This window comes from Leuconostoc sp. LN180020, assembly GCF_014844115.1.
Taxonomy (GTDB): domain Bacteria; phylum Bacillota; class Bacilli; order Lactobacillales; family Lactobacillaceae; genus Leuconostoc; species Leuconostoc citreum.
On the sequence record NZ_CP039736.1, the window covers coordinates 1,600,611 to 1,614,699 of the forward strand.

Annotated in this window: 13 protein-coding genes and 1 pseudogene; 4 read left to right on the forward strand and 10 right to left on the reverse strand. The window is 38.6% G+C overall.

The window, feature by feature from the left end:
- Positions 1-156 precede the first annotated feature (156 nt).
- Entirely contained in the window at positions 157-1,029 is an 873-nt protein-coding gene (locus tag FAZ25_RS08205; RefSeq protein ID WP_192269420.1) for a LysR family transcriptional regulator, read from the forward strand.
- A gap of 41 nt (positions 1,030-1,070) precedes the next feature.
- Here FAZ25_RS08205 and FAZ25_RS08210 read toward each other — a convergent pair whose 3' ends face one another.
- Entirely contained in the window at positions 1,071-2,261 is a 1,191-nt protein-coding gene (locus FAZ25_RS08210; protein WP_048801398.1) for a PLP-dependent aminotransferase family protein, read from the reverse strand.
- Positions 2,262-2,517: 256 nt separating this feature from the next.
- On the opposite strand from FAZ25_RS08210, the gene FAZ25_RS08215 reads away from it, so the two are divergent.
- Entirely contained in the window at positions 2,518-3,063 is a 546-nt protein-coding gene (locus tag FAZ25_RS08215; protein WP_004899745.1) for a GNAT family N-acetyltransferase, read from the forward strand.
- Between the two features lie 86 nt (positions 3,064-3,149).
- On the opposite strand, the gene FAZ25_RS08220 is transcribed toward FAZ25_RS08215, so the two are convergent.
- From FAZ25_RS08220 to FAZ25_RS08260, 9 genes and pseudogenes are all read right to left on the reverse strand, one after another.
- Positions 3,150-3,449: a hypothetical protein gene (locus FAZ25_RS08220; protein ID WP_004899747.1), complete on the reverse strand. Its 300-nt coding sequence runs from the start codon at positions 3,447-3,449 to the stop codon at positions 3,150-3,152.
- 17 nt (positions 3,450-3,466) lie between these two features.
- Positions 3,467-4,306 carry a PTS system mannose/fructose/sorbose family transporter subunit IID gene (locus FAZ25_RS08225; protein ID WP_004899750.1) on the reverse strand — a complete coding sequence of 280 codons (840 nt, stop codon included), beginning with the start codon at positions 4,304-4,306 and terminating at the stop codon, positions 3,467-3,469.
- A gap of 1 nt (position 4,307) precedes the next feature.
- Positions 4,308-5,165 (reverse strand): PTS sugar transporter subunit IIC, encoded by an 858-nt coding sequence (locus FAZ25_RS08230; RefSeq protein WP_004899753.1) that lies wholly within the window; start codon positions 5,163-5,165, stop codon positions 4,308-4,310.
- Positions 5,166-5,190: 25 nt separating this feature from the next.
- Positions 5,191-5,685, reverse strand: coding sequence for a PTS sugar transporter subunit IIB (locus FAZ25_RS08235; RefSeq protein WP_036069274.1), 495 nt, complete (start codon positions 5,683-5,685; stop codon positions 5,191-5,193).
- Between the two features lie 14 nt (positions 5,686-5,699).
- Positions 5,700-6,130 (reverse strand): annotated as a pseudogene (locus tag FAZ25_RS08240) (PTS sugar transporter subunit IIA).
- 202 nt (positions 6,131-6,332) lie between these two features.
- Positions 6,333-8,426: a type I DNA topoisomerase gene (topA, locus tag FAZ25_RS08245; protein ID WP_192269423.1), complete on the reverse strand. Its 2,094-nt coding sequence runs from the start codon at positions 8,424-8,426 to the stop codon at positions 6,333-6,335.
- 41 nt (positions 8,427-8,467) lie between these two features.
- Positions 8,468-9,337, reverse strand: a complete 870-nt coding sequence (gene dprA / locus FAZ25_RS08250) for a DNA-processing protein DprA (protein ID WP_004899762.1) — start codon at positions 9,335-9,337, stop codon at positions 8,468-8,470.
- A 71-nt stretch (positions 9,338-9,408) separates the two neighbouring features.
- Complete coding sequence (locus FAZ25_RS08255; protein ID WP_192269426.1) at positions 9,409-11,289, reverse strand: ABC-F family ATP-binding cassette domain-containing protein; 1,881 nt, start codon at positions 11,287-11,289, stop codon at positions 9,409-9,411.
- Between the two features lie 155 nt (positions 11,290-11,444).
- Entirely contained in the window at positions 11,445-12,692 is a 1,248-nt protein-coding gene (locus FAZ25_RS08260; RefSeq protein ID WP_192269429.1) for an acetate/propionate family kinase, read from the reverse strand.
- Positions 12,693-12,850: 158 nt separating this feature from the next.
- Between FAZ25_RS08260 and FAZ25_RS08265 the strand changes: the two genes are divergently transcribed.
- Together FAZ25_RS08265 and FAZ25_RS08270 are read left to right on the forward strand one after the other, a co-directional pair.
- Positions 12,851-13,753 carry an N-acetylmuramoyl-L-alanine amidase gene (locus tag FAZ25_RS08265; RefSeq protein ID WP_004906982.1) on the forward strand — a complete coding sequence of 301 codons (903 nt, stop codon included), beginning with the start codon at positions 12,851-12,853 and terminating at the stop codon, positions 13,751-13,753.
- Positions 13,753-14,052 (forward strand): hypothetical protein, encoded by a 300-nt coding sequence (locus FAZ25_RS08270; protein ID WP_012305119.1) that lies wholly within the window; start codon positions 13,753-13,755, stop codon positions 14,050-14,052. Before FAZ25_RS08265 ends, FAZ25_RS08270 begins: the two co-directional genes overlap by 1 nt.
- The last annotated feature ends 37 nt before the right edge of the window (positions 14,053-14,089 follow it).

A 14,089-nucleotide genomic window follows, 5' to 3' on the forward strand; every position in this document is an offset into this window, starting at 1 on the left:
TTTAATTTATCTACAATTTGTTGTAACTCATCACAAGATAAATTGTGATGATTAATTTATACCCTAACCACCATCAACTATATTATAATTAAATTACTCATTTTCATTAAAAAATAACGATAGCATATATTTTTACACGCTAGGAGGCGGTTTACAATGAATACTTTTGTTTATGAAACTATCGTGTCAATTGTCGAGGAAAAATCCTTTCAACGTGCATCTGAACATTTAAACGTGACTGCTAGTGCTGTTAGTCACGCAATCAACCAAATCGAGAAAAAATACGGTTTTCCTATCTTTATTCGTAATCGCTCAGATGTGGTATTAACCTCAAATGGCCAAAAACTTTACCCTATACTACGGAAAATTCTTGCCGAAGAAAAAGAATTAGAAAAAGCCGTCCAGTCAATCCAGGGACTCGAATCTGGCATCATTAAAATTGGCGCTTTTAGTAGTGTTTGTATCAATTGGCTCCCCGATATACTCAGAAACTATTCTGGCCATTTTCCTAATATTGATATTTCTCTAACACAGGGTAATTTTTCTGAAATCAGCCAACTTGTTGAGTATGAAGAGTTAGATTTAGGCTTTACACTCCTACCCGTAACAAATAATGTTAAGGTAACAGAATTATTAAAAGATGAAATAAAGTGTGTCACCCCTTCTAACTTTAAACCACTTAACGGGCAAACAATCACACAAGCTGACTTACAGGGCTTACATTTCATCCTTCAGAAAGCTGACTATGACCGCGATACAAAAGAAACGCTAGATTATTACGACGTCCAACCTAACACAATTAACTTTTCAATTGACGATCAATCCATTGTTTCAATGGTCGAAGCCGGTCTGGGGTTTGGTATTTTACCAGATTTGGCCTTACAAAAATTGAGTGGAGATGTCAGCGTCTTTCCATTCGATGAGCCTTTTTACCGTACAATATCTCTTGTGCAGAGCAAAAATTCGCTAATTCCACCAGCCGTTGATGCACTCGTTCAAGCTATAAAAACTTATCTTAATGTCGCTTGATAATAAAAACACACTAACAGCATTAGTGTGTGTTTTTATTATTAGATGCTTTTTAATACCTGTGCTAAGCGCATAATGCCATCTTTAATATCATCATGCGATGGATACGTGAAATTTAATCTTAATTGATTTTTAATTTGACGTGAAGCATATTGTATTTCGGATGGTACGTAAACAACGTTGGCTTCTTGTAAAACTGGTCCCAGCAATAGTTTACCTGCATCTTGTGCTTCAGGTAAGCTAAGCCAAAGAAAGAACCCCCCTTCAGGTTTAGTAAATTGCACATGAGCTGGTAAATAGGTCTCAAGATAATGCACCATTGTTGCACATTTATCTTTATAAACCGCATTAACTGCTCGTATATGCTCATCAATATTGTTTTCAGCTAAAAATTGATCAATCGCTAATAAACTAATTTGAGATGGCTGAACATCTAAAGCTGATTTGATATCTAAAAATAATGCGATTAACTGTTTATTAGCAATCAACCAGCCTGTACGCAGTGCTGGTGATAAAATTTTTGAGAAACTAGAAATTAAAATAACTTTTCCACTGGTATCTAGTGATGCAATTGATGGCACCATATCACCTGTGTATCTTAAATAGCGGTAAGGACTATCTTCAATGATATAAAAGTCATATTCTTCAGCCAATGCTAGCAAAGCTTTTCTTTTCGCTAAGCTCATCGTTACACCGGTTGGATTTTGAAAATCTGGTACCGTATACACAAACTTGATATCCGGAAATTGTCTCAAAATTTGTTTAAGATGCGCAATGTCCATCCCATCGTCATTAACTGGCACCTCATGATAAGTCGGCTCATAACTATCAAACGCTTCTAAAGCCCCCATGTATGTCGGCCCTTCAACAACAATATGATCATTTTTATCAAGAAAAGCTCTGCCAACCATGTCAATCGCTTGTTGCCCGCCTTGAGTCAATATCACCTGCTCGGCACTGGCAGTCAAACCAAAGTATGTTTTTGTCATTGCCGCAATTTTTTGGCGTAACGATGCCGGGCCTTGCGTGCTATGGTACTGAAATATATCTGCTCCTTCTTGCGCAATTGCTTGCGTAAAAGCTTTTTGTAAAGCTGCACTAGGAAAAACAGTTTCGTCTGGCAGCCCCATGCCAAATGAAATATTGTTTGCTTGATTGGCTTGCGCAAATAAATCAGTCATTTTGAGACCAGTATTTGGTTGATGACGTTTTGATGCATTTAAAATTGCCATGATGTATTGCCTCCTTGTTATCTGAAGATTATATTACAGAATAATCTACATGCATGTCGGGAGACTATTTCCGTTTGAGTTGAAATAAATTCATGCTCGATTAAAACATCACGCTCACTGCTATTTCTAATATATAGCAACTATCAAAACAATAAACAACTCAGTAGGTTTAACTTATACAGCATATTAATTGACAAAATCTTTCACGCTATGTTTTGATTAAAGTATCACAACTAATTAACAATAGGAGTTAAATATGTCAAACATTCAAACTGAGCGTTTAATCATTAGACCTTTTTCGGATAAAGATGCACCAGACCTATTAGCTTATATGTCCCAACCCAGCGTCAATTGTTTTGCTGATGAACGTATCCATACACTCGCCGAAGCACAAGCTGACATCAAAGTACGAATGAAAGATGAACTGCAATTTGCTGTTGCCACGAAGGATAATAATCACTTGATTGGCCACCTATTTGCTCATCAAGAAGATGATGAGGGCCAAGATACTTATAGTGTTGGCTGGCATTTTAACCCGACATATAGTGGTCAAGGTTATGCAACAGAGGCAGCAGATGCTTTACTAAATTATCTCTTTAATGACAAAAGCGCGCGACGAATATATGCTTACGTTGAAGAAGATAATATCCCTTCTCAGAATCTTTGCAAACGCCTTGGTATGCGACAGGAAGGCACATTTATCGAGTTTATCTCTTTTGTAAAAAACCCTGATGGTACCGATAAATACGAGAATACACAACAATATGCCATTCTAAAAAAAGAATGGCAAAACCTGACTTGATTACCGATAAAAAACATCTTGCTCAACAGCCAACACCAATATAAACTGGTGCTGGCTGTAAAAACAAGATGTCAAACAATTTCAAGTTATTTACTGACTACTTGATTTATCTTGGCATACTGGTCAATGACCTTGTCAAGATTTTTTTTGCCATGATATATAGCATACCCAACTGCAAGAATCAGAAGTAAACCAACAGTTGCACATGTAATACCTGCAACGAACAACCATAAATGATGTTGCCTAAATAGATAGGTTAATACAATACCAACACCCACAATCATGGATAGAAAAGACTGCCAACGTTGCAAATTACGAATCATCTGCCGTTGAAAGATAATTTCATTTTTATATCCTTTGTCAATAGCTTGTAAATTATGAACCATTGGTTATCTCCCTTCCTTTAATACTTGAGTCCTGGGTTAAAGAAGCCAGTTAGTACACCAATCAACGCTACTACAACCAAAATTAACATGACTTTGATAGGCGAAATATTCTTTTTTGCCATAAGCCACCAGCATAAAACAATAAAAGCGGCTGTTAATAATCCTGGATAAACTGAATCAAGCTTATCCTGTAGCACCAAGTATGCTTTTCCTGAACCATTTCGCAAAGTAAATGATGTTTTTACAGTCACCCAGGTTGCAGCAACACCGCCGACAACCATACCACCAACAGTGGCGATGGCCTTACGAATCGCTTTTCCCTGGGCGCCAACTAAAATACCAACCGCTTTATCGCCTAATTCATAACCTTTAAAGTAGGCAAAACGCATACCAAAGTAACCAAGCAAATTCCATACAATAATATAGAAAATGGCACCAAGTGGTGAACCACCATCTGACATACCTAAAGCAATACCTAGAATAACTGGAATTAGCGTGCCAACAACTAGCGAATCACCAATACCAGCAATCGGACCCATCAAACCAGCGCGCAAGCCATTAATCGTTGCATCATCAACATGCCCATCATTTGCTCGTGCTTCTTCCAAGCTGGCGGTAATCCCCACAATAATTGAGCCTAACTGTGGTTCAGTGTTGAAAAAGGCTGTATAGGTCTTCATTGCCTTTTCTTGATCTTCTTTATTATCATATAATTCTTCAACAATAGGCAGCATTGATGTTAAATAACCAAAAGTCTGCATATGCTCTTGTGAAAATGCCGTCAGATGACCATAAAACCAGTGATGAAAAGACTTATTCAACGTCTTACGAGAAATTTTCTTACCTGTATTCTCCATTTTATATGTCCTCATCTTCTTCATCATCAACTGTGCCACCTGTATTAGCTGGCGCGGCTTGTCGATTTGTATTAATCGCCATATCTAACTTATAAGAAATCATAGCAAAAATTAACGATACCACTGTAACAGATACTAAGTTCAATTTTAAGGAAGCCGCAAAAGTGAATCCAACAAAGAACGGAATGAAATCAACCGGACCATCAACTATCTGCTTAAGCAAAATTGCAATACCCACACATGGTAGTAAAGCGCCAACGGTAAACAACGTTTTCATTGGTATCCCATCCATTGGTAACGCGGTTTTTAGTGCCTGGACAGCGCTAGAACCGAAATGTGTCATTAAAACTGTTGGGATAAAAGAAAATATAAGATGTGAAATCCAAGGATAGCCCCAATCAACGGCATACAATTTTCTGAATTCACCTCTTTCAACAGCTCGCCAACCCATGTGTTGCCACACAAGGTTCATTGTTGCTGTACCATAGAAAAGGACTGTACCAACAGTACCAACCAAAGTACCCATTGACTTGGCTAAATCGGCTGCGTTTGCTGATGTTGCTGCTAACCCCTGTGAGTGAATGGCTACCATTGCTAATGGAATACCAATATATGAAACCGCACGCACATCAGCCGACACTGTACCACCTGGTGTAACCAAGGCAATATAGACCAACTGCATGGCGACACCTGCAGCAATACCCATTTTTAAGTCGCCTAAGATTAACCCACAGACTAAACCACCCACTAATGGTCGTCCCAAAGTGTAATTACCAATTGTCGACCCGGCCATACCAGGCATGGATGACAAACTGGCAAATATACCTAAGATACTTGCTTGTAACCAACTAATCGTCATATTCTCAACCTCTCATTTACCTGAATTACAGATTAAATTTACTTTTGAAGTCATTCCAGTAGCCAATCGAAACATCAGGTAAGAGTTGCAGTTTAACCTGATAGCCTTTAGCTTGAATTGCTTCAAATGCCTGTGCCTCCTCAGGTGTGATGGATTGGTTGTTTCCTAATTTAATAGCCTCAGGACGATCATTAGCAGGCCCGACAATTACTTTTTTAATATCGCTAGGCACAAACCCATAATCAACAAGAATAGTTTTCATATCTTGTGGTGTTTTGGTAATTAAGAAATATTGTCTCTCAGAGTCAAGTACTTGTTGCGCTTTTTCTTTAAAATGAGCTAAAGTCCAGACAAAGGTCTTTTTTTCTGATGCACTTTTGAAAGCATCTTTTAATACTGGATTAGTTGCCGCAGCATCGTTGACTGCAATCAGTCCATCACAGGGGTATTCTTTGGCCCAACGCGTAACAGTTTGCCCGTGAATAATTCTATCGTCAATACGTACAAATGAAATACTCATAATATTAATTCCCTTCAAATTTCGTCTTCATCTTCGTCTGCTTCAATGAGTTCAAACTGTTTCACTGCTGTGGTCGCCTCATGCAATACAGCTGATACTAAGTCGTCCCCGCTCATCGTGTTCTTTAAAATGGCAGCATTCAAAGCCATGGGGAAGTTCATCCCCCCCAAGACTATCGTCTCTGATAGACGCTGTTGCTGATTAAGTATATCAGTTACTGTCGTTAATGGGCTGCCACCTATGATATCACCCAAAACAATTAAGCCGTCATCAGGCGCTATATCACTGAGTAATGATTTAAATCGACTGCAAAGTTCGTCGTATCTTCACCCGATTTTAATCCAATAGCTCTAACCTGCTCAATATCATCACCAATGAACATGCTCAAAGCATCTCTTAATCCCTCTGAAAACTGACCATGACTTACCAATATGAGGTAGTTCATCCTTATTCCTCTCACTTTCCATAATTAAAATGTAGGTTTCACGGTTTAAATGTAAGCGCTTCCATAACCTAAATCATATTCTACTCTTAATTTTCATAAAAAACAATCCTATTTTAGTAAAATGTTATTTTTATTTAATCTATATATGCTAGAGAAAAAAGTTCTCATAATGTCATGGTATTGACATTGTGAGAACTTAATCTTAGTCTGTAGTTTTTGTTTGATTTTCACTATTTTCTTTTGGTGTTGTGCCATCTGGTAGAGTTTTATCTGTTGGTTTCTCCCAAGAAACAAAGTCGCAATCAGGGTATCTTGAGCAACCATAAAAAGTACGTTGTTTTTTGGTTTTCCTCTCAACAATTTGTCCTTTGTGACATTTTGGGCACAAAAGCCCAATTTCTTTAACAATTGTCTCCGTGTGGCGACAATCTGGGAAACGAGCACACGCATAGAACTTGCCATAACGCCCCATTTTTACAAGCATAGGCGCTCCACAAACTGAACAATCAATGCCAGCCAACTCATCATGCATGATAATCTTTTCTAATGTTGTTTCAGCTTTTTCAACTTCTTTTGAAAATGGTTTGAAAAATTCATCAATGACCGGAACCCAATATTTTGCACCAACTTCGACCTCGTCTAACTCATGCTCAATTCTAGCTGTAAACTGTGTATTGGTCACGTCAGGGAAGCTTTCTTCAACAATTGTCTGCACAATTTCACCGAGTTCAGTAGGCACAAATTTACGTGCGTCTAATCGTACATAATTTCGCTTTTGAATCGTTTCAAGAGTTGGCGCATAAGTCGAAGGTCTACCAACACCATTTTCTTCCAAAGCTTTAATTAAAGCAGCTTCGGAGTACCGTGCAGGCGGTTGGGTAAAATGTTGTTCTGGATCGGTTTGTTCTATTTTAACTTGATCGCCCTCTTCTAAATGAGGTAATGTATTATCTTTCTCTTTAGCGGCTGGATAAGCTTTAGTAAACCCCGGGAATTTCGTTTTGGAACCATTTGCTCGGAATAAGACACCGTTTTGCGTAATTGTCACGGCCATTGTATCTAAAATTTCTGGGGTCATTTGACTTGCAACAAATCGCGACCAAATGAGACTATATAGTTTGAACTGATCAGGGGTTAATTTATCTTTGATACTATCCGGTGTTCGTGTCACATCTGTTGGTCGAACTGCCTCATGGGCATCTTGTATGCCTTCAGCACTAGGTTGTTTAACTAGTTGATGCTGCGCGTATTCTTCTCCCCAAGTTTCATGTATATACTGTGTTGCGGCGTGACGCGCCATCTCAGAAATTCTCGTTGAGTCTGTACGCATGTAGGTAATGAGTCCTGTCTGTCCAACACCCCTACCAAGATTAATGCCTTCATACAGCTGTTGTGCTGCCATCATTGTTTTTCGTGTTCTAAAATTCAACTGAGTGTTAGCTGTCTGTTGTAAAGTAGAAGTTGTAAACGGACGCTGCGGATTACGTTTCCGTTCTTTCGCTTCAACTTTTGCAATTTCAAAGGGCTCATTGCGATTAAGACGCTTTAAAACATCTTGAACACTATCATTATCTGGTAGCTGCTGCTTCTTATCATCCACACCATAAAAAACTGATTGAATTTTTGAGCGTCCTTTTTTAAATACAGCGTCTAATGTCCAATACTCTTCCGGTTCAAAAGACTGAATTTCTTTTTCTCGTTTAATAATAAGGCCGAGAGCAACAGATTGTACTCGTCCAGCTGACAACCCACGCTTGACTGTTTTCCAAAGAATTGGCGAAATAGAGTATCCCACTAACCGATCGAGTATGCGACGTGCTTGCTGCGCGTCTACTAAATCTTGATTGATTAAACGTGGGGTTTTAAAAGCATTTTTTACAGTATCTTTTGTTATCTCGTTGAATACTACACGATTTGGTGCCGTATCGTCGAGTTGTAGTATATGCTGCAGATGCCAAGCAATTGCCTCGCCTTCACGATCCGGGTCACTTGCTAGGTAAACATTTTTGGCTGCCTTAGCTGCTTGACGCAAACCTTTAATAATATCGCCTTTGCCACGAATATTAATATACTTTGGTTCATAGTTATTATCGACATCAACCCCTAATGTTGATTTAGGTAAATCTCTCACGTGTCCTAGGCTAGCAATTACTTTGTAGGTACTTCCGAGATATTTCTCAATTGTTTTTGCCTTCGAAGGACTTTCCACAATGACAAGATTCTTTTTTCTTGTTTTTGTTGTCGTTTTTTTAGTTTTTTTTGTTGTGGTTGTTTTCTTTTTTTCTGATTCTGCCATCTGGTATATGCCTTATTTTTTACTTCTTAGTATATAGCATATCAGATTGTATTAAGTAATTGCACACTTTCTAAAATATCTTCCGGCTGAACGACGAGTTTTGCACCCAAGCTCAATAGTTCGTTGGTGCCTTGCGCTGTCTCTGAAAAAATACTACCAGGCACCGCCAGAACATCACGATTATTTTGTAACGCTAAATTAGCTGTAATTAGACTACCCGAACGTTTTTTAGCCTCAATGACTAATGTTGCAGATGATAAACCAGCAATAATACGATTACGCTCGGGAAAATGTGACCTGAGTGGTTTGCTACCGGCTGGATACTCACTAATCAATAAGCCTGAATTCGCTATTTGTTTTTGTAAGGCAGCATGTCGATTAGGATATACCACATCTAATCCTGTACCAATGACACCAATAGGCACACCACACGCTGCAAAAGTTATCTGGTGTGCCATAACATCTATCCCTTGCGCTAGACCTGACACAATTGATATACCCTTGGAAATCACCGTTGGTAATAAATGACGAATCGTTTCTAGTCCGTATGGTGTAGCTAGCCGTGTCCCAACAACAGATAAACTTGGTAATTTAAGTGCATCTAAATTACCTTCATAAAACAATATCAACGGTGGCTGGTGGATTTCGCGTAATGCCTCAGGATAGGCTTCATCAAAATAACTAAGATAAGGTAATTGAAAAGTCGACGCCCTATCCAGCGCTTTATCATAAGATTGCGCAATGCGCATACATTGTTGTGGTTCAGCTAATCGTGTAATCGTTTCTAATGACCAAGGATACTGTGTTGGTAAATTACCAGAAATTATAAAATGCAATAAGCGCGTGCGGGTGACTAGACCAATCCCTTCGGTCATTGTTAGTGCTAATAATTGTGTTCTTAAATTCATCATGATTACCTCCACAAATAATACGAAATCAATCTAAAAACGCTAAAAAAGCAGATGATTGATTAATCATCTGCCTATCCCTCAACAATCTCGCTCAAATAACTCCAGCGTGTCATTTTTTCATCTAACTGTGTTTCTAGTTGCTCTTGTTCTTTTTGTAATTCGCCCAATTTAACATAATCAGTACCAAACTGTGCCATTTTATCAGGAATGGTTCGAATGCTTGACTCGATTTCAGTAATTTCATCTTCAATCGTGGCCCACTCTTTTTTTTCTTGATAAGTCAATTTTTTCTTGGTTGCTTTGGTTATCACAGGCTTGGCGTTCGGCGCTATTTTATCAGTTTCTGGTGACTGTAATAATTGCTCATCTAAATAGTCACTAAATAAACCATTATATTGCTCAATATTACCATTACCTTGGAACATGTATAGTTTTGTTGCTACCTTATCCAAGAAATAACGATCGTGGGAAACCGTAATGACAGCACCAGAAAAACGTGACAAAAAATCTTCTAAAACGGTTAACGTGCCAATATCTAAATCGTTTGTCGGTTCATCAAGTAACAAAACATTTGGCTGTTGCAAAAGTAGTTTCAACAAATACAGCCGCCGTTTCTCGCCACCAGATAACTTACGAATTAACGTACCGTGCATAAACGGTGGAAATAAAAACTGCTCTAATAAGTCAGATACACTAATTTGGTTGCCATCTTTGTCTGTTACAGCACTAGCAACATCAGAAAGATAAGCAATCACACGCTTATCCTCAGGAATATCTTCTGTGACTTGAGTATAATAGGCTAACTTAACGGTATCTCCTAGTTCTATTGTGCCACTGGTTAAGGGTAATTTCCCTGCGATAGCATTGAGAAGCGTTGATTTTCCTGCACCATTTGCACCAGTAATGCCAATGCGATCGCCAGAAGACACACGCAGACTAAAGTCATTTAAAATAACTTGTTGTCCAAACGTCACACCAGCATGTTCAATGACAATGACTTTTTTACCAAGTCGCTGTTGCCCAAGGTTAACAGCAACATCTTCATCGACCTGTAAATTTCCCATTTGTGATTCTAACTCGGCAAAAGCATTTTCTCTGGCTGTCTGTTTTGTTGTTCGTGCTCTGGCAGATTTTCTCATCCATGCTAATTCGCGCTTATACAACTGTTGTTGCTTATGTTCAGCTAGTTTACTTTGTGCAACGCGCTCTGCTTTACCGGTCATGTAATCTTGGTAGTTACCTTTATATTCGTATAACTGACCGAAAGATAATTCAAAAATACGATTTGTGACAGCATCTAAAAAGTAACGATCATGCGTCACCACCAGAACTGCACCTTTATAGTCACTCAAAAATTTTTCCAACCAAGCGATAGAATCAAAATCAAGATGGTTGGTTGGCTCGTCTAGAATCAATAAATCCGGTGCTTCAATTAGTACTTGCGCTAAACCAACACGCTTGCGTTGACCACCAGAAAGTTCGCGTACGCGATGTTGTAATTCTGGCATATGTAGCTGCGTTAAAATCGATTTGATATGCGCCTCTGTTGTCCACGCATCCTCCGTATCCATTTCATTCTGAGCAATTTCAAATTTTTGGGCAATTTTAGGATCCGTGGGATTTGCGCTAAACTGCTGTAAAGCATACTCATAAGCGCGAATTGTTTTAAAAATAGGTTGACTTCCCGATAGAATGGCATCCATTACTAAAGCATCATCGTTTAATTTCGGGTCTTGAGTTAAATAGCCAATGGTATAGTCGTTTTGTGTGGTAATCGTGCCACCGTCAGCAAGATGAACACCCGAAATAGCATTCAGTAATGATGTCTTGCCAGAACCATTGACGCCGATAAGTCCAACGCGATCACCCTCGGTGATTAAAAACGAGATGTCATCAAATAAAATTTTTTCGCCGTATGTACTTTTTAAGTTTTCTACTCTAAATTGTTTCATATTTCCATTATACTTGATTTTTGAACTATAATAGCAAACTAATGAAAAAAATCTATCTTTAAGGTAGCGTTATTTGATTAGGCAAATCATTCTCATATGCCCAACAAAAAAGCACTAGCCAAATGTCTCTGCGCATTGACTCGTGCTTTTTTTAGTTAACGTAATGCTTCAACATCACGTGCAATCATCAACTCTTCGTTAGTTGGAATCAATAATCCAGCAACAGATGAGTCTTGTGTTGTCAAAATAGTTTCTTTACCACGAACGTTATTGGCTTCAGCGTCGAGCTTCACACCAGCAAAAGCAAGTGATTCTAACACCTTAGCACGTGTTACTGCATCGTTTTCACCGATACCAGCTGTGAAGATAACCGCATCAACACGGCCCAGTTCAGCAAAGTATTGTCCAGCGTAACGAATAACACGATCATAAAACATATCTAATGCTAACTTGGCATGCGTATTTGTGTCTTGAACATCTTCTAAATCACGCATGTCACTTGAAATAGTTGAGATACCCAGTAGGCCGGATTTTTTATTCAAAACAGATAGCATCTCTTCGTTAGATAATCCTTCACGTTCTTGAATATAATAAACCAATGATGGATCAACATCGCCCGAACGCGTTGCCATTGTGACACCTGCTAAAGGTGTGAATCCCATAGACGTGTCATACGATTTACCATTTTTGATTGCTGTAATTGATGCTCCAGCACCCAAATGGAAAGAAATCGCGTTGAACTGTTCTAATGGTATGTTTAACATTTCAGCAGCACGTTCTGTAACGTAACGATGTGATGTACCATGAGCACCATACTTACGTGCGCCATAACGTGCATAATATTCGTAAGGAATACTATAAAGATAGTTCTTTTCAGGCATTGTTTGATGGAATGATGTATCAAAAACAGCAACTGAGAGCGCATCTGGCAATAGCTTTTGGAAAGCACGAATACCCATCGCATTCGCTGGATTGTGAAGCGGTGCATAGTCTGCTAAACGATCAATTTTTGCCAAGACTTCTTCTGTGACAACAACTGAGTGATTAAACCACTCACCACCGGCAACAACACGATGTCCAACCCCTGTAATTTCACTGAAATCCTTAACAATACCAAGATCTGTTAACTTCTGCAGTAAGACATCAATGGCCTGATCGTGATTTTTAATTGCCATCTCATGTTCAAATTTTTGACCACCATTTTTTGTTAGTGAAATATGACCTTCTTCGGCACCAATTAAACGCTTTGGTTCAATATCTTTACCGTACTTAATTGTAATTTCGTCATTATCTTGACCAATACGTTCGATAATTCCTTGCATCAATACTGTTTCCTCAGGCATTTCTAGCAATTGGAATTTCAATGATGAGCTACCAGCGTTAACCGCCATGACTTTTGACATCGTGTCTACCTTTTTAACCTTTAAATGTATTCATAACAGTGTTCACCCTATTATGTCATAAAAACATTGTAACATTTTTTGAAAATAAAGAACACGTTGATATAACAGTAATATGTTACAATATTTATACATTAAAAAGTATTTTCAGTAGGTAAGAAATGATAAAAAAATGGTTGTTAAGCAATTTAATCGGTGTTATTATTACGGTTTTTGTTTTAATAACCACTTTTGGATCAATATACACGCTTGCTAACAAAGACCGTATCACAACGCGACCAATGAACGTACAATTGCGAACTGGTCCTGGTATACAATATCAATCAGCAGCAACGTTAAAAAAGGGTACCAACTTACTAATTATGGAGAAAGTACGTGGCTGGTACAAAGTGCGTCGTACAGACAATGAAAAAATTGGTTGGGTTGCAAGTTGGGTCGCTGAAGCGAAAACATTGCGTGTTGCCACCCCTATCAGCGAGGCAACAATTGTCCTTGATCCTGGGCATGGTGGTGATCCAGATAAAAGGTATGATGGCTTGCCAGGTGATAATGGCTCATCTTCAGCTGACGGAAAGCATTTCGAAAAAACATATACACTTAGCACTGCCAGAGCAATTCGCGACAAACTTCAACAGACCGGCGCTCGCGTCTTCATGACACGCGATTCAGACGTTATCATCCCCCTACTACACATTCCACGCCTAACAGAAAAGTACCAAGCAGACGCGCAAATATCTATTCATTTTGATCATGATGGGGATGAAAATAATGCAACCAGTGCCACGGGAATTTCCCAATACTATTATCATAACAATGGTAAGCAACTCACTGAAGCACTTCATCAGTCGTTAAACCAACTCCCGCTACCTAACCGAGGAAGTGATACCGCTAAGTACGTTGTCCTAGATCAAGTGACTCGCCCTGCAACGCTTTTAGAGTTAGGGTACATTAATAATCCTTCTGATTTTAAACATATTCGTACAGCAGTCTATCAAAAAGAAATTGCTAACGCTGTAACTGCAGGTCTGCAATCTTATTTCAAACAAACCATGGAGAGAAAATAATGCCACTTTTTAACAAAGCAAAACAAAAATTAAAAGCTACAATTGATACGCAAACTACCGAAAAGGTGGAAACACATTTAGAAGGTTTACTCGTACAGCCTTTCGCTTATAAAAAACTACTCATCATCTACCGCATTGAACAATATCCTAGCACAAGCAATCATATCGATAATAAAATTTTGACTTTTGATAAAAAAGAGCCGTTGTCAGAACAGCGCTATCACGAAATTATCGAACGCCTAAAAAATGACGATAGCGACCGTATCGCAATTGTTAATATTTTACCTCTAGTTGAATGAAATGCTAAAAAAGCACATGCTGATCTTATCAGATTAC